General features: G+C 68.3%; 20 protein-coding genes and 1 tRNA gene. 14 read left to right on the top strand and 7 right to left on the bottom strand.

Annotated features, from left to right (window positions below; all coding sequences use genetic code 11):
- Positions 1-10: 10 nt before the first annotated feature.
- Positions 11-2,479 (bottom strand): DEAD/DEAH box helicase, encoded by a 2,469-nt coding sequence (locus tag ACZ50J_RS19740; protein WP_464298861.1) that lies wholly within the window; start codon positions 2,477-2,479, stop codon positions 11-13.
- A 104-nt stretch (positions 2,480-2,583) separates the two neighbouring features.
- Between ACZ50J_RS19740 and ACZ50J_RS19735 the strand changes: the two genes are divergently transcribed.
- The 3 genes from ACZ50J_RS19735 (at position 2,584) to ACZ50J_RS19725 (ending at position 5,444) form a co-directional block, all read left to right on the top strand.
- The gene (locus ACZ50J_RS19735; protein ID WP_464298860.1) at positions 2,584-2,928 is read left to right on the top strand and encodes an STAS domain-containing protein; all 345 of its coding nucleotides are present in this window, start codon (positions 2,584-2,586) and stop codon (positions 2,926-2,928) included.
- Between the two features lie 62 nt (positions 2,929-2,990).
- On the top strand, positions 2,991-4,493 hold the full coding sequence (locus ACZ50J_RS19730) for a DUF7059 domain-containing protein (RefSeq protein ID WP_464298859.1): 1,503 nt from the start codon (positions 2,991-2,993) through the stop codon (positions 4,491-4,493).
- A gap of 9 nt (positions 4,494-4,502) precedes the next feature.
- On the top strand, positions 4,503-5,444 hold the full coding sequence (locus ACZ50J_RS19725) for an LLM class F420-dependent oxidoreductase (protein ID WP_464298858.1): 942 nt from the start codon (positions 4,503-4,505) through the stop codon (positions 5,442-5,444).
- Positions 5,445-5,530: 86 nt separating this feature from the next.
- Here ACZ50J_RS19725 and ACZ50J_RS19720 read toward each other — a convergent pair whose 3' ends face one another.
- Positions 5,531-6,322: a dioxygenase family protein gene (locus tag ACZ50J_RS19720; protein WP_464298857.1), complete on the bottom strand. Its 792-nt coding sequence runs from the start codon at positions 6,320-6,322 to the stop codon at positions 5,531-5,533.
- 161 nt (positions 6,323-6,483) lie between these two features.
- Here ACZ50J_RS19720 and topA point away from each other — a divergent pair, with 161 nt between their 5' ends.
- Together topA and ACZ50J_RS19710 are read left to right on the top strand one after the other, a co-directional pair.
- Positions 6,484-9,360: a type I DNA topoisomerase gene (topA, locus tag ACZ50J_RS19715; protein ID WP_464298856.1), complete on the top strand. Its 2,877-nt coding sequence runs from the start codon at positions 6,484-6,486 to the stop codon at positions 9,358-9,360.
- Between the two features lie 127 nt (positions 9,361-9,487).
- Positions 9,488-10,201 carry a hypothetical protein gene (locus ACZ50J_RS19710; protein WP_464298855.1) on the top strand — a complete coding sequence of 238 codons (714 nt, stop codon included), beginning with the start codon at positions 9,488-9,490 and terminating at the stop codon, positions 10,199-10,201.
- An 87-nt stretch (positions 10,202-10,288) separates the two neighbouring features.
- Here ACZ50J_RS19710 and ACZ50J_RS19705 read toward each other — a convergent pair whose 3' ends face one another.
- The gene (locus ACZ50J_RS19705) at positions 10,289-11,644 is read right to left on the bottom strand and encodes a serine hydrolase domain-containing protein (RefSeq protein WP_464298854.1); all 1,356 of its coding nucleotides are present in this window, start codon (positions 11,642-11,644) and stop codon (positions 10,289-10,291) included.
- A 107-nt stretch (positions 11,645-11,751) separates the two neighbouring features.
- On the opposite strand from ACZ50J_RS19705, the gene tmk reads away from it, so the two are divergent.
- Both tmk and ACZ50J_RS19695 read left to right on the top strand, forming a co-directional pair.
- Positions 11,752-12,345: a dTMP kinase gene (gene tmk, locus ACZ50J_RS19700; protein ID WP_464298853.1), complete on the top strand. Its 594-nt coding sequence runs from the start codon at positions 11,752-11,754 to the stop codon at positions 12,343-12,345.
- Positions 12,342-13,505, top strand: coding sequence for a DNA polymerase III subunit delta' (locus ACZ50J_RS19695; RefSeq protein ID WP_464298852.1), 1,164 nt, complete (start codon positions 12,342-12,344; stop codon positions 13,503-13,505). The genes tmk and ACZ50J_RS19695 overlap by 4 nt, the downstream gene beginning before the upstream one ends.
- Positions 13,506-13,518: 13 nt before the next feature.
- On the opposite strand, the gene ACZ50J_RS19690 is transcribed toward ACZ50J_RS19695, so the two are convergent.
- A complete protein-coding gene (locus ACZ50J_RS19690) occupies positions 13,519-14,025 on the bottom strand; it encodes a GNAT family N-acetyltransferase (RefSeq protein ID WP_464298851.1) in 507 nt (168 codons plus the stop codon).
- 55 nt (positions 14,026-14,080) lie between these two features.
- Entirely contained in the window at positions 14,081-14,944 is an 864-nt protein-coding gene (locus ACZ50J_RS19685) for a hypothetical protein (RefSeq protein ID WP_464298850.1), read from the bottom strand.
- Between the two features lie 77 nt (positions 14,945-15,021).
- Here ACZ50J_RS19685 and ACZ50J_RS19680 point away from each other — a divergent pair, with 77 nt between their 5' ends.
- The 3 genes from ACZ50J_RS19680 (at position 15,022) to ACZ50J_RS19670 (ending at position 17,660) form a co-directional block, all read left to right on the top strand.
- A complete protein-coding gene (locus ACZ50J_RS19680) occupies positions 15,022-16,611 on the top strand; it encodes an alpha/beta hydrolase (RefSeq protein ID WP_464298849.1) in 1,590 nt (529 codons plus the stop codon).
- Between the two features lie 3 nt (positions 16,612-16,614).
- Positions 16,615-17,511, top strand: coding sequence for an alpha/beta fold hydrolase (locus ACZ50J_RS19675; protein WP_464298848.1), 897 nt, complete (start codon positions 16,615-16,617; stop codon positions 17,509-17,511).
- A 76-nt stretch (positions 17,512-17,587) separates the two neighbouring features.
- Positions 17,588-17,660: transfer RNA gene (locus ACZ50J_RS19670), tRNA-Thr, on the top strand.
- Between the two features lie 249 nt (positions 17,661-17,909).
- Here the strand turns inward: ACZ50J_RS19670 and ACZ50J_RS19665 are convergent.
- Positions 17,910-18,215, bottom strand: coding sequence for a hypothetical protein (locus ACZ50J_RS19665; RefSeq protein WP_464298847.1), 306 nt, complete (start codon positions 18,213-18,215; stop codon positions 17,910-17,912).
- Between the two features lie 35 nt (positions 18,216-18,250).
- Positions 18,251-18,916 (bottom strand): DNA polymerase beta superfamily protein, encoded by a 666-nt coding sequence (locus ACZ50J_RS19660; RefSeq protein WP_464298846.1) that lies wholly within the window; start codon positions 18,914-18,916, stop codon positions 18,251-18,253.
- Positions 18,917-19,549: 633 nt separating this feature from the next.
- Here ACZ50J_RS19660 and ACZ50J_RS19655 point away from each other — a divergent pair.
- The 4 genes from ACZ50J_RS19655 to ACZ50J_RS19640 all read left to right on the top strand — a co-directional run bounded on the left by ACZ50J_RS19655 (position 19,550) and on the right by ACZ50J_RS19640 (position 25,145).
- Complete coding sequence (locus ACZ50J_RS19655; protein WP_464298845.1) at positions 19,550-20,539, top strand: hypothetical protein; 990 nt, start codon at positions 19,550-19,552, stop codon at positions 20,537-20,539.
- A gap of 556 nt (positions 20,540-21,095) precedes the next feature.
- The gene (locus ACZ50J_RS19650) at positions 21,096-22,145 is read left to right on the top strand and encodes an alcohol dehydrogenase catalytic domain-containing protein (RefSeq protein ID WP_464298844.1); all 1,050 of its coding nucleotides are present in this window, start codon (positions 21,096-21,098) and stop codon (positions 22,143-22,145) included.
- A gap of 59 nt (positions 22,146-22,204) precedes the next feature.
- Positions 22,205-22,783: a TetR/AcrR family transcriptional regulator gene (locus tag ACZ50J_RS19645; protein ID WP_464298843.1), complete on the top strand. Its 579-nt coding sequence runs from the start codon at positions 22,205-22,207 to the stop codon at positions 22,781-22,783.
- Positions 22,719-25,145, top strand: a complete 2,427-nt coding sequence (locus ACZ50J_RS19640) for an MMPL family transporter (RefSeq protein ID WP_464298842.1) — start codon at positions 22,719-22,721, stop codon at positions 25,143-25,145. The genes ACZ50J_RS19645 and ACZ50J_RS19640 overlap by 65 nt, the downstream gene beginning before the upstream one ends.
- The last annotated feature ends 56 nt before the right edge of the window (positions 25,146-25,201 follow it).

Genomic DNA, 25,201 nt, shown 5'->3' with positions numbered 1-25,201 from the left:
AACGGACCGATCAGCGGTGGTCGCGCAGCACGCGGTCCAGCACGACGATCGCAGCGGACTTGTCCAGTGGGTTGTTGCCATTGCCGCACTTGGGCGACTGCACACAGGCAGGGCAACCCTCGCGGCACGGGCACGCGTCGATCGCTGCACGAGTGGCGAGCAGCCAGGTGGCGGCCTCGGCATACGCCCGCTCAGCGAAGCCGGCGCCACCCGGGTATCCGTCGTAGACGACGACGGTCGGCAACCCGGTGTCCGGGTGGAGCGCCGTCGACACCCCACCGACGTCCCACCGGTCCGACTGCGCGACCAGCGGCAACATGGCGATCGAGGCGTGCTCCGCGGCGTGCAGGGCGCCGGGCAGGGCGTCCTCCGTGATGCCCTCGCGCAGCAGTTCGTCCTCGTCGATGGTCCACCAGACACCCCGCGTGATCAGCTCTCGCTCCGGCAGGTCGAGCGGGTGCTGGCCGATGACCTCGCCGGAAGGCAGCATTCGCTGGAACGACGTCACCTGGGTACGCACCCGGATCGTTCCGAAGTGCAAACCGACACTGCCCCAACGAGTTTCGCGCTCCACCTGCTGTATGTCGAAGGCCGACACGGACTGCGCGAACGTCGACCAGCCCGGGTCGCCGACGACGACGTGCGCGGTCGTCGCATCCAGGTCGAGCTCGGTGACGACGTGCGAGGTGCCTTGGTGCAGGTAGACGGCACCCGTGTGCACCGCGGCGTGAGCGCGGTCGGCGTCGACGGTGCCGAGGACCCGCGCGGTGCGTGTCTCGACGATGCGGACGTCGTCCTCCCCGCCGCCGCGCAGCGAGAAGTGATCGGCCGGCCGGTCGTCACGCGCCCAGAACCAGCCGCGCGGTCGCTTGCGCAGGATGCCGCGGGCGACGAGCGACTGCAGAATGCCGGCCATCGAGGGCCCGAAGAGTTCGGCGTCGGCCTCCGTGACCGGCAGTTCGTGCGCAGCGGCCGCGACATGCGGCGCCAGCACGAAGGGGTTGGTCGGGTCGAGAGTGGCGGCCTCCACCGGGCGTTCGAAGATCGCCTCGGGGTGGTGGACCAGGAACGAGTCGAGCGGGTCGTCCTCGGCGACGAACACGACCAGAGAGGTCCGACCGCTCCGACCGGCGCGGCCGGCACGTTGCCAGAACGACGCGAGCGTCCCCGGCCAGCCGGCCAGCAGCACCGCGTCCAGTCCGCTGACGTCGATGCCCAGCTCGAGCGCGGACGTCGCTGCCAGGCCACGCAGCCGTCCGCTGCGCAGGTCGTTCTCGAGCTCGCGACGTTCCTCGGGCAGGTAACCGCCGCGGTATGCCGCAACGGGTGTCGCCTCGTCGGCGCCGGGTGGTCTCGATACGCGCTCGCTCTGGGGGGCTCGCGCTACTCGACCGGCGTGCTCGTCCACGCGACCGGCGTGCTCGTCCACTCGATCGGCGTGCTCGGCTCGTCCCGCGTGGCTGCGCACCATCTCGGCGACCACCTCCACGCCGACGCGGGACCGCGCGAACGTGAGGGTCTGCACGCCCCGGTCGATGAGAGCGGTCATCAGGTCGGCGGACTCGGCAACGGCACTGCGCTGCGCGGCGTCCGGGCCGGCACCCGGCTTGCTGCCCGGCTGCCAGAGGCCGACCAGCATCGGCGCGCGCGGCGACCCGTCCTGCGTGACTTCGTGCACCGGCAGGCCGGTGAGCTCGCCCGCGTGCAGGCCGGGCGTGGCGACCGTGGCCGAGGCCAGCACGAAGGTCGGGTTCGCGTGATAGCGCGCCGCGATCCGTCGCAGCCGGCGCAGGACGCCTGCCACGTGCGAGCCGAAAACCCCTCTGTAGACGTGACATTCGTCGATCACGACATACTTCAACGCGCGGAAGAAGGACGCCCACCGCTCGTGACCGGGCAGCAAGGTGTGATGCAGCAGGTCCGGGTTGGTCAGCAGCAGCGCGGCGTGCTCGCGGATCCAGCGGCGTTCGTCGAGCGGGGTGTCACCGTCGAGGGTCGCCGCTCGCACGCCCGGTATGGCGAAACTCCGGATCCGCGCTTCCTGGTCCGCCGCAAGGGCTTTGGTCGGCGCGAGATAGATCGCGGTGGCGCCGCGGCCGGTCGGTGCGGTGGAGCCGTCGGCGACGGCCGACAGCATCGGCAGGAGGTAGCCCAGGCTCTTGCCGGACGCCGTGCCGGTCGACAGCACGACGTGCTCCCCGGACCACGCGAGATCAGCGGCACGGCGCTGGTGCGACCAGAGACCGTCGATCCCGGTGCCCGCGATGGCGGCGCGCACCTGCGGGTTGACCCAGTCCGGCCACGGGGCATCGATCGCGACACGGCCCGGCAGTCGACGGGTGTGCAGCAGTTGCCCGGTGCCCGCGCCCTGCAGCGCGTCGAGCGCCGCCTGGGCGTCGAAGTCACCGGACGTCTCCGGGGCAGCAAGCGGCTCCGGCCGAGCGTGCGGAGGGCCGGTGACGGGCGCGATGTTCGTCATTCCGTCTTCCACGGTAGGACCGATCTCCGACATCTGTTGATCCGGCCGGTCGCGACGATGAAAGACTGACGGTCGGCAACCGGAACTTCCACGAAAGGCAGCTCGTGACCGATCTGGACATCAGCGGCAGCGACGAGGGCGACTTCACTGTCATTCGTCTGGTCGGTGACGTGGACGTCTCGGCCGCGGCGCGGTTGCGGGATGCCCTCGCGCGGCTCATCACCGACCCGGCGGAGAAGGTACTCGTCGACCTGACCGACGTGCCGTTCCTGGACTCAACCGGTCTCGGTGTCCTCGTGGGGCGGCTGAAGCAGCAGCGCATCGGCGGCGGCGATCTCGCTCTCGTCATACAGTCCGAGCGGCTGTTGCGGAACTTCCGGATCACCGGCCTCGACCGCGTCTTCAACATCCACGCGTCGATCGCCGACGCCGTCGCCTCCGACAGCTGAGTCGTAGCCCACGGCGGGTGGGACGGACCGGGTAAGGCGCCGTAGTGCGCGAGGATGTGCGTATGCCGAACCCCGCGCCGCTCGCCGACGACCCCGCAGCTCTGCGGCGTGCACTGATCGCCGCCCGCTTCACCCTCGACGGGATCGGCGACTGTCTCGGACCGATGGCGTCCCAGGCGCTGCACCGGGAGCAGCGGTTGCCGGCGGACCTGGTGACCCGTGACGACACCTCGCCGGTCGCCACCCTGGTGCGGCTCTTCGCGCTCGGGCTCCCGGTCGGGGCGCGGCAACTCGACCGTGCGCTGCCCGGTTGGGACACCGCGCGACTGCGCGCCGCGGGACTGGTGCGGGTGGACGGCTCGCAGGTGCGGGCGGCATACGATCTGCGTCCGTACGGCGACGACGACCACCAGTGGTGGGTCGTGTCCGACCTGTCCGAGGTGATGACCGGCGAACCGTTGCCGGTCGACCACGTGCTCGGCATCGGTGGCGCGTCGACGACCCTCGCGTCGTGGACGCCGCGTCGCCCGGCCGCCCGGGCGCTCGATCTCGGCACCGGTTGCGGGGTGCAATCGCTGCACCTGGCCGGCCACGCCGACCAGATCGTCGCGACGGACACCTCCGAGCGTGCGTTGGAGATCGCCGCCTGGAACGCCGCGTTGAACGGCTACCGGTGGGATCTGCGTCGTGGCGATCTCTTCCGGCCGGTCGGCGGTGAGCAGTTCGACCTGATCGTCAGCAACCCGCCGTTCGTGATCACGCCGCGCGCGGAAGGTGTGCCGACCTACGAATACCGCGACGGCGGACGCGTCGGCGACGGAGTGGTGCGTTCGCTGATCCGTGAGTTGCCCAGACACCTCAACCCGGGCGGCGTCGCGCAACTGCTTGCCAACTGGGAGGTCCCCGAGGGCAAGGACTGGCGCGACGTCGTCGGTGAGTGGTTCGAGCGCACCGGCCAGGACGCGTGGGTGGTGCAGCGCGACACCCAGGACCCGGCGGAGTATGCCGAGCTGTGGTCCGGGGACGGCGGATTGCGTTCCGGCGCAACCGGTTTCGAGCAGATGTATGGCGCCTGGCTGCGCGACTTCGAGTCACGCGGGATCGCCGAGATCGGCTTCGGCGTGATCACGGTGCAGCTGCCGGAGACCCGACGTCGGCCGTGGAAGGAACTGGTCGAGGTGACCGGTCCGGTGCAGTCGCCGATGGGTCCGGCGATCGATGCCGGACTGCATGCCCGGACCTGGCTGGCCGAAGCGGGGGACCAGGGATTGCTCGACGCGCATCTGACGGTCGCGGCGGACGTCATCGAGGAGCGGCACGGTCGCCCGGGCGCCGAGGACCCTTCGGTGATCGTCATCCGGCAGGGCGGTGGCTTGCGCCGCGCGGTGCGGGTCGACACGGCCGTCGCGGCATTCGTGTCGGTCTGCGACGGCGAGCTGTCGACCGGTCAGGCGCTCGGCGCGATCGCGTCCCTGCTGGACGTGCCGACCGACGAGCTGGTGCGCGGGTCGCTGCCCGCCATACACGAGTTGGTCGCCGACGGGCTGCTGCTGAACGGCTCGTAGGCTCGGCGCATGGAGCTGCGCATCTTCACCGAACCCCAGCAGGGCGCGTCGTACGACGACCTCGTGACCATCGCCCAGCACGCCGAGAAGCTCGGCTTCGGAGCATTCTTCCGGTCCGACCACTACCTCGCGATGGGCGACGGGACCGGCCTGCCGGGACCGAGTGACGCGTGGATCACGTTGGCCGGCATCGCCCGGGAGACGTCGACGATCCGACTCGGCACGCTGGTCACGAGTGCGACGTTCCGGCTACCCGGCGTGCTCGCGATCGAGGTCGCGAACGTCGATGCGATGTCCGGCGGACGGGTCGAATTGGGCCTGGGCGCAGGCTGGTTCGAGCGGGAGCATGCGGCCTACGGCATACCGTTCCCGCCGACGAAGGAGCGCTTCGACCGGCTCGAGGAGCAGCTCGAGGTGATCACCGGATTGTGGTCGGCCGACGGCAGCTACGCGTTCGATGGCAAGCACTACCAGGTGGCCGACAGTCCGGCGTTGCCGAAACCGGTGCAGCGGACCGGGATTCGCGATGGTGTGCCGATCGTGATCGGCGGTCACGGCAAGAAGCGCACGCCCGCGCTTGCGGCCCGGTACGCCGACGAGTTCAACGTGCCGTTCGCGTCGATCGAGGATACCCGCGCGCAGTTCGGTCGGGTGCGGGCGGCTGCGGAGTCAGCCGGCCGCGCCGCCGACTCGATGGTCTGGTCCACGGCACAGGTGGTCTGCATCGGCGGGACCGAGGCCGAACTGGGGCATCGCGCCGCCGCGATCGGTCGCGACGTCGTGGAGCTGCGCGCGAACGGCGTGGCCGGCACACCGGCCGAAGCGATCGACCGGTTGGGTGCGCTGGCGGCGGCCGGCGCCGAGCGGGTCTACCTGCAGGTGCTCGACATTCGGGATCTGGAGCACCTGGACCTGATCGCGGCCGAGGTCATGCCGCATATTGCGGGTTGAGTAGCGGAGGAGCGCAGCGGGGGAGCGTATCGAAACCTGGCACCTCGAGACGCTCGTTCCTCGCTCCTCGGCGACCTCGGGATTGGTCAGGCGGCGGTCGTGTCCAACTGCCAGGAGCGCTTGGAGAGGCCGTGCCAGAAGCCGTCGATGACGGTGCGCGAGTCGGAGCCGTCCGCGGCCGCGGCGCCGAGCGCGACATACAGCGGCGCCCAGTGCTCGGTGCGCGGGTGTGCCAGTTGCGCGGCCGGTGCCGTGTGGCCGAAGTCCATCAGCGCGTCCAGGTCGCCGGCGGCCATCGTCTCGGCGGCCCAGTGGTCGAACTCGGACATCACCGACGGCGGCGCCGCGTCGGCGCTCGGCTGCATGCAACTGAGGTTGTGCGTGGTGAAGCCGGAGCCCACGATCAGCGTGCCGTCCTCGCACAACGGTGCGAGCTTGCGGCCGAGCTCGTAGAGCCGTTGGGGGTCGAGCGTCGGCATCGACAGCTGCAGCACCGGTATGTCGGCCGCGGGGAACATCTCCTTCAGCGGGACGTAGGCGCCGTGGTCGAGCCCGCGGGTCTCGTCGCGCACCAGTGACTGCCCGGGTGTCGAGATGAGCTTGGCGACGTCGTCGGCCAGGTCGGGCGCGACCGGTGCGTCATACCGAACGTCGTAGTACTTCTGCGGAAAGCCCCAGAAGTCGTAGAGCAGCGGGGCTCCGGTCGTCGAGCTGACCGCGATCGGTGCCGACTCCCAGTGCGCCGACACCATCAGGATCCGCTTCGGTCGCGGCAGTTTCGTTCCCCAGGCGCCGAGCTCAGCGGTCCACCGCGCGTCGTCGGCGAGCGGTGGCGCACCGTGGCTGAGGAAGAGGACGGGCTGGCGGTCTGCGGTCATGGGTTCCATGATGACGTAAACAAGTTTAAAATTCAACTATTACCGGAAAGGTGCCTGCTGACCCGACCGCGGTGGGGGTTTCTCGAACGACGTGCTTAGACTCAGCCCCGTTCGTACGTCGAAGCAGTGACGAATCCACTGCACGTCGGACGGGAAGCGAGATGAACGAAGTGGCGCGCAAGCTTGTCATCGTCGAGTCGCCTGCCAAGGCGAAGAAGATCGGCGGTTATCTGGGGGACGAGTACGTCGTCGACGCGAGCGTCGGGCACATCAGGGACCTGCCGAACCCGTCCGAGTTGCCGGTCGACATGAAGAAGGGGCCGTACGGCAAATTCGCCGTCAATGTCGACGAGGGCTTCGACCCCTACTACGTCGTCGCGTCGGCCAAGAAGAAGAAGGTCGCCGAGCTCAAGCGCTTGCTCAAGGACAGCGACGAGCTCTACCTCGCAACGGATGAGGACCGCGAGGGGGAGGCCATCGCCTGGCACCTGCTCGAGGTGCTCAAGCCCAAGGTGCCGGTCAAGCGGATGGTCTTCCACGAGATCACCCGCGAAGCCATCCAGCACGCTGCGAACACGACCCGTGACCTGGACGACCACCTGGTCGACGCACAGGAGACCCGTCGCGTCCTGGACCGGCTCTACGGCTACGAGGTCAGTCCGGTGCTGTGGCGCAAGATCCGCCGCGGGCTGTCCGCCGGCCGCGTCCAGTCGGTCACCACACGCATGGTCGTCGAGCGGGAGCGGGAGCGTATGGCGTTCCGCTCCGCTTCCTACTGGGATGTCGAGGGCGATTTCGCACCCGGCAACAGTAGCGCCCAGAAGTTCACCGCGAAGCTCACCGGCCTCGACGGTGCCCGGGTCGCCACCGGTCGCGACTTCGACGACCTTGGAAACCTCAAGAACGACAAGGTCTTTCATCTCGACGCGGCGCAGGCCAACGCGGTTGCGGAAGCTGTCGGCGCCGGTGTGGCCACGGTCAGCTCGGTACAGGAGAAGCCCTACACGCGTCGCCCGAGCGCGCCGTTCACGACCAGCACCCTGCAGCAGGAGGCCGGTCGCAAGCTGCGGATGAGTAGCAAGGCGGCGATGAGCGTCGCCCAGCGGCTCTACGAGAACGGCTACATCACCTACATGCGAACCGACTCGATCACGTTGTCGGAGTCGGCGATTCGGGCCGCCCGCGGCCAGGCCCGCGATCTGTATGGCGCGGAGTACGTCCCGGACCAGCCGCGTCGCTACCAGGCGAAGGTCAAGAACGCCCAGGAGGCGCACGAGGCGATCCGTCCCGCCGGCGACACCTTCCGCACGCCGGCCCAGGTCGCCGGTGAGCTGCGCGGTGAGGAGTTCGCGCTCTACGAGCTGATCTGGAAGCGCACCGTCGCCTCCCAGATGGCCGACGCGCGCGGCAGCACCGCCACGGTGAAACTGACTGTTCCGATTGAGGATTCGGGCGTTGCGAAGCGGTCGGAGTTCACCGCGTCCGGCACGGTCATCACGTTCCGCGGGTTCCTGGCGGCATACGAAGAGGGTCGCGATGTCGAGCGCAACGCCAAGGGCGACGACACCGGCACGCGACTGCCGAAGCTGAGCGAGGGCGTTGCTCTCGACGTGCTGCGTGCCGAGGCCGAGGGCCACCAGACCAGCCCGCCGCCGCGTTACACCGAGGCCACCCTGGTCAAGGCCATGGAGGAGATGGGCATCGGACGCCCGTCGACATACGCCTCCATCGTGGGCACCATCCAGGACCGAGGTTACGTCAACAAGCGTGGCACCGCGTTGATCCCGACCTGGACCGCGTTCGCCGTGATTCGGCTGCTCGAGGTCCACTTCCCGTCGCTGGTCGACTACGACTTCACCGCCTCGATGGAGGAGGGCCTGGACCGCATCGCCGCGGGCGACGTCGGCCGGGTCGACTGGCTCACCCGCTTCTACTTCGGCGACGGCAACGACCGCACGCCCGGGCTGCCCACCAGCGGCCCGGATGGCAACGAGGGCCTGCAGGAGATGGTCGAGCACCTCCCGGAGATCGACGCCCGGGGCATCTCCACCATCGAGATCGGCGACGGCGTCGTCGTCCGCGTCGGCCGCTACGGCCCGTATGTCGAAGAGGTCGTTCCTGACGGAGTCGACCCGAAAACCGGTGAGGTGACGTCGGATTCGGCGGAAGCACCCAAGCCGCGCCGCGCGACGATCAACGATGACATCGCGCCGGACGAGATGACGCCGGAGAAGGCGCGCGAGCTGCTGGTCTCGGCGGACGACGACGGCCGCGTGCTCGGGCAGGACCCGGCCACCGGTCACGACATCATCGCCCGCGCCGGCCGCTACGGGCCGTACGTCACCGAGGTGCTGCCGGCACCGCCGGAGCCGCCCGCGCCCGCGGACGGTGCCAAGCCCAAGCGCGCCAAGAAGGTCGCCGGTCCCAAGCCGCGGACGGCCAGCCTCTTCAAGGACATGGATCTGGCGACCGTCGACCTGGACACCGCGTTGAAGCTGCTCAGCCTGCCGCGCGTGGTCGGCACCGTCAGCGAGGGTGAGGGTGACGAGGCCAAGCAGGTGGAGATCACCGCTCAGAACGGTCGCTACGGGCCCTACCTGAAGAAGGGCACCGACTCGCGGTCGCTGGCCACCGAGCAGCAGCTCTTCGAGATCACCCTCGAGGAGGCCCTGGCGATCTATGCCGAGCCCAAGCGGCGCGGGCGCGCGGCGCAGCCGCCGTTGAAGGAACTGGGCAAGGACCCGGTGTCCGAGAAGCCGGTGGTAGTCAAGGACGGCCGGTTCGGTCCCTACGTCACGGACGGCGAGACCAACGCGACGCTACGACGCGGCGACGACCCCGAGTCCATCACGCCGGAGCGTGGTTTCGAGCTGCTCGCCGAGAAGCGGGCCAAGGGCCCGACCACGCGCAAGCGAGCAGCCAAGAAGACCACCAAGAAGGCGGCGAAGAAGACCACCGCGAAGAAGGCGACTACCAAGAAGACGACTACCAAGAAGACGACTGCGAAGAAGGCGTCGGCGGCGAAGTCCGCCGACTGATTCGGGTCCACCGGACGACTGTCCGGTTCGCGGTCGTCGCACCTTCCGTTACGCTCCCACGGAACCACATCGGGTCACCAACCGTCACAGGCCCGAAGTTCACGAAGGACACACACGGAGGAAAGTCATGTCCAGCAACATTTTTCGCCGCAGCGTCGTCGGTACCGTTGCCATCGCGGGCGCCCTGGGCCTGGCCGCGTGCAACAACGACACCGCGAGCGTGAGCAAGCCCACTGGTTCGGCACCGACAGCCGTCGCCACGTCGAAGGCGACCACGGAGCCGGCTCCGCCGACGTCCTCGGAGGCGCCGACCAGCGAACAGACGAGCACCAGCAGCGAGCCGAGCGAGTCCTCGACCAGCGAGTCCTCCACGGCGGCAGCCGGCGGCTCCAAGAGCGACGCCAAGGTGACCCCTGACGGCACCAAGCTGAAGTTCGGTGAGAGCGCTGTCATCGACGATGAGTCCGACGGCAAGTACAAGCTGAAGGTCAAGTCGATCACCGCCGCCCCGGAGTCGGCATACGCGACGGCGAACCTCAACAAGAGCAACGGCAAGATGTACTACGTCAACTTCGACGTCACCAACCTCGGTGGTGCGAAGTACGGTTTCCGCGCGACCGCGCCCAACCAGTTCTTCCTGAAGCCGGTCTTCGACTCGTCCGAGAAGGGTCGCGCCGGTGGCTCGCCCTACCAGGACCTGCCGGGCTGCAAGAAGTCCTCGTATGACGAGATCCCCGTCGGTGGCAGCGGATCCGCTTGCTACTACTACCAGGTGACCGGGCCGGCCCCGAGCAAGGTCATGTGGGACACCTACGAGACCGAGATCGTCTGGTCCAAGTGACCTGCGGCCGGCTGTTGCCGGTCATCCAGTCGTCATGCTGAAGGCGGCCGCCCCTGGTGGGGTGGCCGCCTTCGGTCGTCGGTGCGGTCAGCGGGTGGGCTGGCCGAAACCGAGGGGCTCTCGCGTGAATCGGTAGGTGGCCCAGTTGAATTGGCGCACTGAGCCGTCCTCGCGCCGGTGTATGACGAGGCGCTCACCGCGCTCGCGACCACTCACCGTGCGGTAGACGTCTGCGTCCTCCGGCTCGAAGACCGACGGCGCGGTGCTGCGCGGCGCGGACGCGAGACGCGCGGTGAGCTTGCCCTCGTTGATCGCGAAGGTGAACTCGGCGCCTTCGGAGAACCATTGGCCGACAAGCGGTTTCAGTTCCTCGGGCTCGACCGTGCCGGGCACCCAGGGCTCCGGCAGCTCCGGGTCGTGCTCGACGACGTACGCGCCGAGCTTGATGGCGGTGCCCGCCGGGTCCTTGGAGATCGAGTTGTTCATCAGCACGGCGCCGGTGGTGCCGGACTCGGGCTCGGAGAAGAACCCGGTGATGCCACCCGGCATACCTCCGGTGTGTCCGAACCAGACACGTCCGTCGCGGCGCTCCAGCTCCAGACCGAGGCCCCAGGCGGTGTTCCAGCCGGCATCGGCGGCGATCTGCGGCTGGCGCATCTCCTCAACCGTGTCGGGGGAGAGGATCTCCTCGACCGGGTCGAGCAGGAAGCCGTGCCACCGCACCATGTCGGACAACGTGCTGGCCAGCGCGCCGGCGGACGCCGTGGTGTTCTTGGTCAGCACGGGTTCCTCGACAGGCACGTCGGTGAACGGGTGGACGTAGTAGAGCCCGACGTATGGCGCCACCCGCGTCAGCGTGGTGCGACGCAGCTCCAGCGGGTCGAGCAGTCGCCGCTGCAGCGAATCCTCCCAGCTGCCACCGTCCAGGCGCGCCACGATCTCGCCGAGAAGGGCGTAACAGAGGTTCGAGTAGTGCCACCGGTTGTGCGGACGCAGCACGCGCTCGGCGTCGTTCCAGCCGCTGATCAGGCCGTCGCGGTCGGGGAACTCCAGGGTGTCCCACACATCGCCGACGGGTTCGCGCTGCATGCCGCTGACGTGGGCCAGCATCTGGCGGACGGTGACCTGGTTGTGCGTCGTGCCCGGGACAAGCTGGTCGACGGTGTCGTCGAGGCTCAGCTTCCCCTCGTCGCGCAGCTGCATGATCAGCACGGCGGTGAAGGTCTTGGTGTTGGACGCGACCAGGAACTGCGTCTCCGGTCCGAGCGGCACGCTCGGGTCGGACAGGTCGGCCCGGCCGACGGACTCGGACCACAGCAGCGTGCCGTGTCGACCGACGCCGGCCACCAACGCGGGTGTGCGGCTGTCGCGCTGGGCTTCGATCGCGGTGCCGGTCAGCACGCGGGCCGTCGAATCGCTGAGGGGGGAGGCGGTTTGCGTCATACGACCAACCTAGGACCATGCGATGTGCGTCACATGCGCACCCCGCCCCGAGCGCGGGCCGGCGGCGTGGCTGCCGAGCTGTCGTCCTGGTCCCTTAGGCTCGGGCCGTGTTCATTGCGTTCGAGGGCGGCGACGGCGCGGGCAAGACGACCCAGATCGAGATGCTGCGTGCGCGGCTGGTCGGTGACGGCCACGACGTGGTCGTCACCCGCGAGCCGGGCGGCACCGACCTCGGCACCAGCATCCGCGAGGTGGTGCTGCACGGCGACGCCATTGCCGCGCGAGCGGAGGCACTGCTGTTCGCCGCCGACCGGGCGCACCACGTGGCGACCGTCGTCCGGCCTGCGCTGCGCCGCGGTGCCGTGGTCCTGCAGGACCGGTACATCGATTCCTCCGTCGCCTACCAGGGAGCCGGGCGCGAGCTGGATCCCGCTGAGATCAAACGGCTTTCGCTGTGGGCGACCGAGGACCTGCTGCCCGACCTGACGGTGCTGCTCGACGTGACGCCGCAGGACGGGCGGGCCCGGCGTGGCGCCATACACGACCGGTTGGAGTCGGAGCAGGACGATTTCCACTCCCGCGTCCGAGAGCACTACCTGCAGCTCGCCGCGCAGGACTCGGCGCGCTACCTCATCGTGGACGCCGCCCTGCCGCGCGAGGAGATCGCCGCGATCGTCGCCGAGCGGGTGGGTCGGCTGTGACCGACTACCCGGGTGTCTGGCGCGACGTGATCGGGCAGGACCAGGCCGTCGGCACGTTGCGGGCAGCCGTCGCCGACCCGGCCCGTATGACGCACGCCTGGCTGCTGACCGGGCCACCCGGCTCCGGCCGATCCACCGCGGCCCGCGCGTTCGCGGCTGCGCTGGAGTGCCCGCAGGGCGGGTGCGGGGAGTGCCACGAATGCCGCACGGTGCTCGACCGCAGTCACGCCGACGTCACGGTGATGGCGACCGAGGGTCTGTCGATCCAGGTCAAGGACGCGCGCGAGCTCGCCGGTCTCGCCCAGCGCCGGCCGAGCATCGGTCGCTGGCGGGTGATCATCATCGAGGACGCCGACCGGCTCACCGAACGCGCGGCGGACGCGCTGCTGAAGGCACTCGAGGAGCCGGTGGAGCGCACCGTCTGGCTGCTCTGCGCACCCTCGCTCGAGGACGTCATCATCACCATCCGGTCCCGCTCGCGGCACGTTCGGTTGCGCACTCCGCCGGTGGAGGCGGTCGCCGCCCTGCTGAGCGAGCGGGACGGCATCGACCTGCAGGTCGCGACCGACGCGGCCCGGGCGGCCCAGTCCCACGTCGGCCTCGCCAAGCGGCTCGCCACCGATGCGTCGGCGCGGGAGCGTCGCCGCAAGACGCTGCTGCTGGCCGGACACATCACGAACCTCGGCGACGCGATGACGGCGGCGGCGGACCTGGCGGCGATCGCCGGCGAGGAGTCCTCTGCCTCGTCCGCCGAACGCGACGCCGCCGAGAAGGAACGCCTGATGGCCCAGCTCGGTGCCGACCCGGCGGCCCGGACCCAACCGCCGCACGTGCGCTCGCAGCTGGCCGCCTTGGAGAAGGAACAGAAGACCCGGGCCACCCGGTTCAGCCGGGACGTCATCGATCGGTCGTTGGTCGATCTGCTGTCGATCTACCGGGACGCCCTGGTGCTGCAGGCCGGCGGGACCGTGGAGCTGATCAACGCCGACCTCGCCGACGAGGTGCGGCACCTGGCCGGTGGGCGGACCAGCGAGCAACTATTGCTGGCGATGGACACCATCGGCACGGCCCGGGAGCGGATCGAGGCCAACGTGCCGCCGTTGCTCGCCCTGGAGGCGATGACGATCGGCCTGCAGGCACCGACCGGCTCCACCGCCTGACGCGGGCCGTCGGTCAGAGGTCCTTCCGGTAGCCGAGGAACCGCTGCGTCGAACCGGCGGGCGCGTCGATCGGACCGGTCGCCGCGAAGCCACATCGCTCCAACACCCGTCGTGACGCCGGGTTCGTCGTCGCGACCCGGGCCTGCACCTGTCGGACCCCGTGTGCGGCGGCCAGATCCAGTGCGCCGGTGACGCCCCACGTCGCGACACCGCGTCCCTGGGCCGACTCCGCCACCCGATACCCGAGCTCGGTGCGCCCGGGATCGTCGATGTCGAGGAGGTTGACCCGGCCCAGGACCTGGCCGTTCGTGTCGACCACGACGCACAGCAGTGACGTCCCGGAGTCGTTCTCGGCCACTCGTTCGGCGAGCCGGTCGGCGAACTCGGCGAAGAAATCGTCGCCGCGGTCGCCGACCTCGCGGGCGAAGAATGCCCGGTTGTCGCGCTCGAACGCCTCAAGCGGCGCTGCGTGTCGCATGGTCAGCAGCTCGAGCCGGAGATCGTCGGGGGGCACCGTCATGGCACCAGCCTTCACGACGCGGCGAGTACCGATCAACCGAGTTGTGGGCCCGGACTCATTGCGGGGTGAGCTTGTAGTGCAGGCGCACGGCGGTGACGCGGCCGAACTTCAGGACGTGGTCGGTGCGCAGGACGCGTTCGTCGTCGACATACACGCGGAACGTCTCGTGGATCGGTGCACGTGAGGCGTGGGTGCCGCGCTCGCGGACGACGACATACGCGCCGTCCTGGCCGAAACTGCCTGGTGGCGAATGGAGTTCGAGTCCGCCGTCCGGCAGAGCACGTGGCCGGAGGAACACTTGGACGTTGCCGGACTCCAGGGGGAACGCGACGTGCACACTTGGCCGGTCGCTGCCCGGGAGCGATCGCACCGAGTAGCAGCCGCTGTAGACGTAATCGCCGGAACCGCGCAGTGTGCGCAACCAGGCGGCGCTGCGCTGTCGGCCGGTGTTGTCGAGGATGCGGACCACCGTGCTGTCCATGCCACGCGCGACGTCCAGCGGACGCGTCGGTATGGCGAGCTGCTGGACCCGGGTGCCGAAGGCGCGACTGACGAACTCGCCGCCCGGTTGCAGCAGCGGATTCCACTGGGCCCACGCCTCCATGCGCCATCCGCTGGTCTCTTCGTAGAACCGGCGGATGACCGGGTCCACCGACGACGCACTGAACCCCGGGCCGTCCAGGGCGGACAGGTCGGCGAGGAGCCCGCCCGTCCCGCTGCGATCCGCCACGCCACCGAGGCGGTGCGCGGCATCCTCCACCCAGCCGTCGGCGACACGGGACTGTGAGTGCATCGGTGCCTCGAGCCAGGCATGCGCACCGGCCAGATCGATGGGGCGGCCCAGGGTCCGCCAGAGGATGCGGCTGCCACGATCCAACGCAGCGGTGCTCGACGCAGTGGGGCGAATGGCGCGCGGCATGGGGACAGGGTCCATTGCCCGTGCGCGAGGAGCAAGTCCACACCGCCGACCAAGGCGTATGACGTAACGTGCAGCGCATGGTTCGACGACGGTCCTTGGCCGGCCTTGCGAGTGCGACCGTGCTGGGACTGGCCCTGGCCGGCTGCAGCGGCGGATCCAGCGGCGGCGGTGCCACCGACCAGACCGCGTCCGGCGGAGGGTCCAGCAGTGCCGACTCCTCCGCGGGCGCGTCGAGCGCGGCGGCATCCGCGGGCGCCACGACGCCGGCCGATCTGGCGAAGTTCTACGACCAGAAGCTGAAGTGGAGCGATTGCGGGCAGGCTCAGTGCGCCGATCTCGTCGTGCCGCTCGACTACTCCAAACCCGGCGGGCAGACCATCAAGCTGGCGATCGACAAGGTGCCGGCAACCGGCGACAAGAAGGGCTCGCTGGTGGTCAACCCCGGCGGCCCGGGCGGGTCCGGTGTCGACTACGCCGCTGCGGCCGCGTCCGGCTACGTCGTCAGCAAGGACGTCCGATCGTCATACGACGTAGTGGGTTTCGACCCTCGCGGGGTGCAACGCTCGGCGCCGATCACCTGCTACGGCGACGCGCAGATGGACAAGTACCTCGCGGCGGACCCGACGCCGGACGATGCGGCGGAGCAGCAGGCGGCGGCGACCGAGAGCCGCGATTTCGGCAAGGCCTGCGTCGCCAAGACCGGTGACCTCATCAAGCACGTGTCGACCGTCGAGGTCGCCAAGGACATGGACGTGCTGCGCGCCGCGCTCGGCGACGACAAGCTCAACTACCTCGGCAAGTCCTACGGCACCTTCATCGGCTCGACGTATGCCGGGCTCTTCCCGAAGCGGGTCGGCCGGTTCGTGCTGGACGGAGTGGTGCCGCCGGACATCACCGGCACCGAGATGGGCCTGGGTCAGGCGAAGGGTTTCGAGCAGGCGACCCGCGCCTACGTGCGTGACTGCGTGGCGCAGGGCAGTTGCCCGTTGGGCGCCAATCTCGACGACGGTATGGCGCGAATCCGTAAGTTCCTCAAGGACGTTGACGCCAAGCCGCTGAAAGTCACGGGTCAGGGTGACGTCACGCAGCTCACCGAGGGTTGGGCGACGATGGGCATCGCCGAGGCGATGTACGACAAGGGCTCCTGGCCGACCTTGACCGACGCCTTCCAGGCGGCGTTCAACGGCAGCGGCGACAAGCTGATGGCGCTGGCCGATCAGTATGCCGAGCGCGACAGCGACGGCACCTACAACGGCAACATCATGCAGGCGCTCAATGCGGTGAATTGCCTTGACCGCGCTGGGTCTTCGAACCTGGCGACCTATCGCAAGGACGCCAAGACGTTCGCGAAGGCGGCACCGACCTGGGGTCCGATGCTGGCGTGGGGTGGGCTCGCCTGCGGCGAGTGGCCGATCAAGGCGACCGGCAAGCCCGAGCGGATCACGGCCAAGGGATCCGGGCCGATCCTGGTCGTCGGCACCACACGGGACCCGGCGACGCCCTACGACTGGGCGCAGCGGCTGGCCAAGGAACTCGACAACGGTCACCTGCTGACCTACGACGGGGATGGGCACACGGCGTACAAGCTGGGCTCGTCCTGCGTCGACGGCGTGGTGGACGCCTACCTGACCAAGGGCACCGTGCCGCCTGCCGGGAAGGCGTGCTGAGCCATGACGTACTCGGTGCACGACGTTCCGGTGGACGGTGGGATGCTCCGCGTCGGCCGGTGGCAGGGCGACGGTCCGGTCGAGCGGGTGATCCTCGCGGTGCACGGCATCACCGCAACGCACATGTCGTGGCAGTCGGTCGGTGCGGCCGTGCCGGCGGGCACCGTGGTCCTCGCGCCCGACCTGCGTGGTCGCGGCCGGTCCGGATCGTTGCCCGGACCCTCGGGTATGTCGCAGCACGCCGCCGACTGTCTGGTCGTGTTGCAGGAGCTCGCGGACGGACGCTGCGACGTGGCGGTCGGCCACTCGATGGGCGGCTTCGTGGTCGCGACGCTGGCCGGTGAGCATCCCGAAGCGGTCGGCAGCCTGCTGCTGGTGGACGGCGGCGTGCCGTTCGAGCTGCCGCCGGGCGGCGACCTGGACGCGCGGATGAAGGCCGTGCTCGGGCCTGCCGTCGCGCGGTTGTCGATGGAGTTCGACAGCCCGCAGGCCTATCAGGAGTTCTGGCAGCAGCACCCGGCCTTCGTCGGGCAATGGAGCCAGGCTGCCGCGGACTATGTCGACTACGACCTGGGATCCGGCCCGCCATACCGGAGCACGGTGGCGGGTGAACTGGTCACCCAGGACTACCCGCAGATGTTCAGTGGCGGCCCGACCGATCTGGCCTGGCCGGCGATCCACGCGTCGGCGATCTTCCTGCGTGCGCCGCGCGGCCTGCTGGGCGAGGAGGGCGGCCTCTACGCACCGAGCCAGCTGGACGACTGGGAGACCGGCCGGCCGAACTTCACCTGGCGTGAGGTCGACGGCGTCAATCACTACACGATCACCCTCGGTGACAAGGGTGCCCGCGTGGTCAGCGACGCCATCGCCGAGCTGATCGCCGACGAGGACGCCGGCTGACCGCGCTGGCCGATTCGGTGTCCGGGCCAACTGCTGCGTATACTCGTCGCGGCCTTCGACGCATGTCGTAGGTCATGCCGCCTTAGCTCAGTCGGTAGAGCGATTCACTCGTAATGAATAGGTCAACGGTTCGATTCCGTTAGGCGGCTCGGCGGAACGGCGCGGTCTGGGAGAAATCTCGGACCGCGCCGTTCGTCTGTCATTGGCCATTTGATCAGCCATTCGTGCGGCGCGACCGCGTGTGGTGTGAATCGCTCTACCGACTGAGCTGGGGCAGCATGGGCCACGACGAGGCGCCTCAGCGACCCGATCGGCGTTCAAGCGTCGGGGATGCCGAGGCGGGCCGAGTTCACGTCGAATCGAGATGTGGACCCCTTCCAGTTGATGCCGCTGCATCCTCACAGTCCCGGGCTGGTCGAGCTGGTCATGGCGGACTCAACTCGTCGCAGCGCGTCCACGACATCGGAAGCGTGACCTGAGGCTCCGTGACTGCCGATGCGTTCCGCATCCGGAAAGCCAGCAGCCAGGATGCGGAGCGAGTTCGATCGAACCTTCGACGGGAACGTGGCTCCCAGGTCGGGGCCGCTCAGGCTGCGGATGTGCAATGCCAGCTCGCCAATCACGGCCTCGATCCCGGGCAGCGTGATGTCGTCGGAGTCAGCCAGTGTTTGGCCGAGGATTGTGGCCAGTGTGTGGTTCTGCATGGTTCGTCCTCCAGAGGATGCGCAGGTTTGGCAGGTCAGACCAGCCATCCCCAGTGCCGACGGTGCGCCCCGACGAGCCATGCGTTGACTTCGTCCATCTCGGGCTCGTCCAGGATCGGAAGGACTCCGGCCAGCGTGGTGTCGAGTTGCGCCCTGACAGCGTCAACGCGACGCAAGGCTTCGTCGTAGTCGACCTCACCTCTCTTGATTTCCATGCAGGGCGCGAGGTCTTCGGCACGCAAGGGCAGGCTGAGTCGCCCGGTGGTGACGAGTTCGATGCCTTGAAGTCCGAGGCGCAGCGCGTGGCTCGCGTACTTCGTGTCATATCCGTACTTCTCGATCAGTTCAGGACGGTTCGGTATCCGCGATTGGCGCCCGCCTCCAGTCATCCGTTCGCGTTGTCCCTCGAGGTATCCGAGCAAGCGCCGTCCTGCTCGACGCGTGGCGAAGTGCTTGCTTCCGAGCGCGCGGAGTTCGTCGCCCAGCTCCGTACTGAGGAGCAGGTCGACATCGTTGGACCAGAACGGGATCAGGATGGTTGGGTTGCCGGCGGCCGCGAGACGTGTGAACTTGCGCAGCGAGTAGATCGTGAGGTCGGTGTCGCCAGGGCCGGATCGTTCGCCTTCGGGTTTGGTACGGGAGACGTAGTGCTCGTCAGTGTGAGCGAGTCCGGCGACCTGCCCCGGCGTCTGGACGTACACCCATCTCGTCGTTGTCGTCGTGGCCAGGGATCGCCATCCCGTGTGCGCCGGAGCCGACGGTCACACGGAGGATCTCGTTGGCGAGGGCGATGTCTCGGTCGACGTGGTCAACATTGGGTCGGATCGCGGTCATGCTCCGATCCTGTCAGCCTCGTCCCTGGCGCGCGCTCTATCTCCACTCGGTGACACATGTCGGTCAACCACACCGTGTTCACCTGCCGGGCGGTGGTGAAGTCGTGCCGGGTGCGGCCCTTGGCCGAGCAGATCGCCCACGCAGTATGCAGGCTCATCTCCTGGCTATCGTCGCCAGCCTCGTCGCGGCGGTACCGGGTCCGCAATTACGTCCTGGGCCGATTGACCTCATCGAAGACGAGATCACCATGACCACACCAGTCGCTCGGGCTGCGTGACTACAAACCATCGCGAACCGTGCAGCAGCCCCGACAAGCACCGTCGGCGCGTGCACCCCGGTCGCATCGGCCGGTCACGCCGCCCAGGAGCGGTGACGCGGCGCGGGGGGCCGAGGATCGCCGGGACGCAGTCGAGCGCCTCGTGGCCTCGGCGCATACTGGGACACTCACGATGGCCTCGCGGGTCAGGCTCTGCGTACCCGCTGGAAGAAGGGACCGCCCGATGGAGCCTCCGGTCGGACGATTGAGCGCGAGCAATCCGGAGGCTGCGGACAACCTTCGCGTTGTCGCATACTTCGACAGGCTCATCGCTCGGGGGTCAGGCGTGGACGGGATGCTGCGCGGGGCGGCGGTCCTGGCCGGGTGTACGGCGGGCGTCGAGATCGGTGGCCGCGTTCGACGCCGTGATCCCGACGGCCACGAGCCCGTTTCGGGCGCGCGGGCGCCGTACGCAACTCAGCGCGCGGGCGCGGACTGGTCGGTGTGGCTGGAGCGTGACGGCAGCCCCGAACTGGCGGATGACGTGATCGTGGATCGGCTCGCATTCGGCGTCGAACTGCTCCAGACCCACCGGCGCCCCACAGGTTTCGATGCCATCCTCGACGAGGACCGCTCGCTGAGCGATCGCGTGACCCAGCTCGCGCGGTTCCGTCTCGACCCGGCCAAGCGGATGCGGATCATCGCAACTGCGAGCGACACGCCACCCATCGCAGGGGCGACGTCGGCTGTGGTGCCGACGCCATACGGCTTGGTGCGCGCGACACTCGACACGACCGGCACCCGCGACGTGTCCGGCCTGGTCGGCTTCGGCCAGTGGGTGCGCGCTGACCACGCACCGGACTCCTGGGCCGGTGCGCTGATCGCGCTGCGGCTCACCAACGACGACGATCCGGTCGTAGACGCGGCCGAACTCGGCGCCATGCTGATGTTGCTGCGTGCACACAACCCGCAGGACCCGCACCCGGACGTGGGTGCGCTGGCCGCCCTGGACGAACGCTCCGCGCACGTGCTGCGCACGCTCGTCGAGACCGACAGCATCCGGTCCGCCGCGGCAACTCTCGGGATGCACCACTCGAGCGTGCAGGCCCGGCACGAGGCGCTCACCTTGCAGCTGGGGTACGACGTGCGCACTCCGCTGGGCCGGATGCGCTACATCGCGGCGGCCTTGATCTTGCGGCTGTCCGATCAGCCGGGCACGGGCTCACCACGCTGACCAACCCGTGTCGGTCGCGGGTCAGGAATCCATCGTGCGTGCGACCCAGTTGTCCCGAGCAGCATGTGCAGCCTGACTCACACCGGCATGTGGAGCCATCAGGTCGAACCCATGCAAACCGCCGCCCACACATGCAGCTTCGCCTGAACCTCGGTCGCTCGTGCCGGTGCGGCATACGGCGACACGTCGGCGGTGCCGCGCCGCCGAAACCTGAACCTGCATTGCACTGAGTACCGCCTCGATCTCGGTCTTCCTCATACGCCCACAGCTCAACCTGGTGCTGGGTTGATGATCGTCGTCCCCGCCCAGGAAGTGGTGCTTACGTCATCGACGTGGCCCCGCGCTGTCGTGGGCAAGAAGCACGGACGACCGATTCTGGTCCGCGCGATGCCGCGCGTTCGGCGGGCTGTATGACGAGAACCCCTCGCACTTGGCGGTTCTCAACCAGCTGGCCGCGGCGAAGACTGGCCAGCATCAACCGAGTTGGTCAGGGTCGAGCAACCTCGAGCCCGTGGTCGTCAACCGCCCGACTCACACAGTCAGCAAGGAGCAACACGTGAAGGCAGTTCGTTTCCACGGCAAGCATGACGTCCGAGTGGAGGACATCCCGGAGCCCACGGTCGGCCCGGGGCAAGTCAAGCTACGCAACGCGTATGCCGGAATCTGCGGCTCGGACCTGCACTTCTATTTCTACCCCGAGTCGCTTCCATTCGACTTCAGCAAGCCGCACCCAGTCACCGGGGCGACCCTGCCGCAGGTGCTCGGCCACGAGTTCTCGGGCACGGTCGTGGAGGTCGGGCCCGACGTGACCGATGTGCAGGTCGGCGACCGCGCCGCGGTCTTCCCACTGGTGAAGTCGTGCGGACACTGCGCGCCCTGCCGCGCCGGCAAGCCATTCATCTGCCATCAGATCGGTGCGCTGGGCGCCACCGCGCCCGGCGGCGGCCTGTCGGAGTACGTCACCGTCAATGCCGGGCAGTTGCACAAATTGCCCGACAACGTCGACCTGCGGATGGGCGCCCTCGTCGAGCCGCTGGCTGTCGGCTGGCATGGCGTGGCACGTACCAATGCCGAGCCGGGTGACACCGCGCTGGTCGCCGGCGCCGGCCCGGTCGGGTTCGGTGCGTGGTTCGCGCTCAAGGCCCGTGGTGTGGAAAGAATCCTGGTCTCCGAGCCGAACGTGCAGCGGCGCGAGGCGATCGCCAAGATCGGCGCCGACGTCGTCGATCCCGCCGACGACCTGGCCGCAGCCATCGCTAAGTTCACCGACGGCGAGGGTGTCAAGGTCGCGGTCGACGCCGCGGGTGCGGGTCCGGCCGCGACCGGCGCGATCGCCGGCCTCATGCCCGGGGGACGGCTGTCCGTTGTGGCTCTCCACGAAAACCCGGTCGAACTGTCGCTGACTCAGCTGATGATGTCCGAGCTGGAAGTCGTCGGCGCGGTCGGCTACGAACCGCAGGAGTTCGACGAGGTGATCACGGCGATGGCAGACGGCTTCTACGACACCACAGGCTGGGTCGAGGAACGCCCGTTCGACGGGATCATCGACGCATTCCACGACCTGCGGAACGGTGTCGGCGGCAAGGTGCTGCTGCGCGTCAGCTAACCGTGAGGACCCACCCCTCAAAAGGGGCTTCCGCCTCGCCACCGCGGATCGCCGGAACAATGCCTACGAAGCGGTTGCAGAGGGCGTTCCGGATCACCAGCACGGCGCAACGGTTGGCAGTGGAGAAGGGGTATGACGGATTCACCCTCGACGAGCTCGCCGAACGTGCTGGGGTCTCCCGCCGTACCTTGTTCAACTACTTCGACGGCAAGCTCGAGGCCACCATCGGCGGAGGTCCGCAGCTGCATCAGAAAGACATCGACGTATTCCTCGACGGTGGCCCTACGGGGGAGTTCACCGAGGATTTCGCCGTGCTTGTCCTCGGCATCCTGCGGACCTCCGCCGAGGTCGAAATAACTCGTGAGGACTGGCGGACCATGCGCCGGTGCTTCGAGGTGAACCCAAGACTGGTCGTCGTCGTGCGGGAGATGTTCGCCGGCTTCATCGAGGGCGTTCAGGAGTTGATCGAACGACGGTCTGGAACCCCGGCGGAAACTCCGGAGATGCGGGTTCTGCTGGCGATCTTCGCGGCGACGTTCGACACCGCGATGCAGGAATTCAGCATGGTCGACGATGACCGTGATCCGGCAGCGGTATTTCGCGACCACCTGGCGATCGCACGCCGAATCTTCAAATAGCTCAACGTACTTCAAACATCTCGTTAGGAATTCTATGGCTTCCCTTCTTTATCGTCTGGGGCGGACCGCCTACCGTAGGTGGCCGATCTTCATCGCTGCCTGGGTGATCATCCTGGTCGGCTTTGGTTCGCTCGCCGTCGGCGTGAGCAAGCCGATGGTCGACAAGTTCAGCATCCCGGGCATCCCCTCGCTGCAGGCGCAGAGCATGCAACAGGAGCTCTTTCCCGGCACCAAGGACTTGCAGGATCAGGCGACCGCGACGGTGGTCGTGCAGGCACCCAAGGGGCATACGCTCAGCGAGGCGAAGTACAAGACTGCGGTCGACAACCTGATCACGCAGCTGGACAAGGCTCCGCAGATGCCGACCAAGCCCGCTCAGCAGCCGGTCAATCCGGTCATTGCGGCTGCGGCGCAGCAGAAGCAGATGCTGGCAGCAGCCGGCAGGAGCGCACCCGAGCAGGCGCAGGCCAGGAAGAACGCCCAAGCGCTGTCGCCGCTGTCGAAGGATGGCCGGACCGGCACGCTGACCTGGAACTTCGACGTCAAGACCCTTGCCGACGTCAAGTCGTCCACACAGGACAAGGTGCTCGACGATCTGAAGCAGGCTCGACGCGACGGCATCCGTGCGGAGGTCAACGGCACCGGCATGCAGGCGAAAGTGGAGTCCGGTGGTAGCAGCGAGTTGCTCGGCGTCATCATTGCGGCCATCGTTCTGTTCATAACGTTCGGGTCGCTGGTGGCGGCGGGTATGCCGATCATCTCTGCCGCCGTCGGTGTGGCCATGGGCGAGCTGGCCATTCAGATCACGACTGCTTTCACGACGATCGGTACGACCACGCCCGTACTGGCCACCATGATCGGTCTCGCCGTCGGCATCGACTACACCCTGTTCATCCTGGCCAGATACCGCACAGAACTGGACGAGACCGATGACCGGTCGCATGCGGCGGGGATGGCGGTCGGCAAAGCCGGCAGCGCGGTCGTCTTTGCCGGCCTGACCGTGCTGATCGCTCTGTGCGCCTTGTCCGTGGTCCGCATTCCGTTCCTCACCTCGATGGGCCTGGCCGCGGCCGGCTCAGTGTTCTTCGCTGTGTGCGTCGCACTGACTCTGCTGCCGGCGGTCCTCGGCCTGCTGAAGTCCAAGGTTTTCGGAGGCCAGCTGCGCAAGCGCCAGGACAAGGTGCTCCCGAACGGTAAGACCATCAACAACGGTGTCCGGTGGGCGCACCTGCTCGGCAAGAAGCCGGCTGCGTTCGTCGCGCTGGTGGTCGTCGTGCTCGGTGCGCTCGCCGTGCCGATGATGAGCATGCATCTGGCGCTGCCGACGGACACGACGGCCGCGAAGTCGACGACGCAGCGTCAGGCGGCCGACATGGTCACCGAGGCGTTCGGCGCCGGCCGACAGGCAAGCCTGCTCGCTGTTGTCGACGCCACTCATGTGAAGGGCACTGACCAGCGGATGGCGGCATACGGCCAGGTGATGAGCTGGGCTGGACAGCAGAAAGACGTTGTCAATGCCCAGATCATCGGGCTCAACAAAGACAAGTCCGGGGCGCAGTTGGTGATCACGCCGCGCGGATCCGCAGATGACCAGTCCACGGTTCATCTGCTGGACAAACTGCGTAGTACCCAGTCGGCGATCGAGCAGAAGACCGGCACGACGGTCGGTGTGACCGGAACCACCGCCCTGGAGACCGACGTGTCGGATCGGCTCTCCAGCGCGCTACCGATCTACTTGCTCGTCGTCGTCGGTCTGGCCTTCGTCCTGCTGATCGTCGTCTTCCGATCGTTGGTGGTGCCGCTGATGGCAACCCTCGGGTTCCTGCTGTCGGTTCTTGCCACCCTCGGCGCGACGGTGGGCATCTTCCAGAATGGCTTCCTCGGCCTGGTGGACGGGCAGCCGATCGTCAGCTTCATGCCGATCATCATCATCGGGATCGTCTTCGGGCTGGCGATGGACTACCAAGTCTTCCTCGTCACGCGGATGCGTGAGGCATATGTGCACGGCGACACCGCTCGCGAGGCCGTGGTCGACGGATTCCGGCACGGGTCCCGTGTGGTGACCGCGGCGGCGACCATCATGATCTCGGTTTTCGGAGCATTCATCTTCCAGAGCAACAGCCTGATCCAGTCGATGGGCTTCGCTCTCGCGGTAGCGGTCTTCTTCGACGCCTTCGTCGTCCGGATGACCTTCATCCCGGCAGTGATGTACCTGCTGGGTGACAAGGCGTGGTGGCTGCCCAAATGGCTCGACAAGGTCGTGCCGAAGGTGGACATCGAGGGCGAAGGCCTCGCGAAGAAGTTTGCCGAGGAGGAGGATCGCCGGCGGGCCGACGAAGACCCTGCACTGGTCGCCACCTGACACCCCGCGACACGACGGCCGGTGAGCACAACGCTCACCGGCCGTCTTCGTATGTC

This window comes from Flexivirga sp. G2 (assembly GCF_055397625.1).
This window is presented reverse-complemented; position numbering and strand designations above follow the sequence as displayed.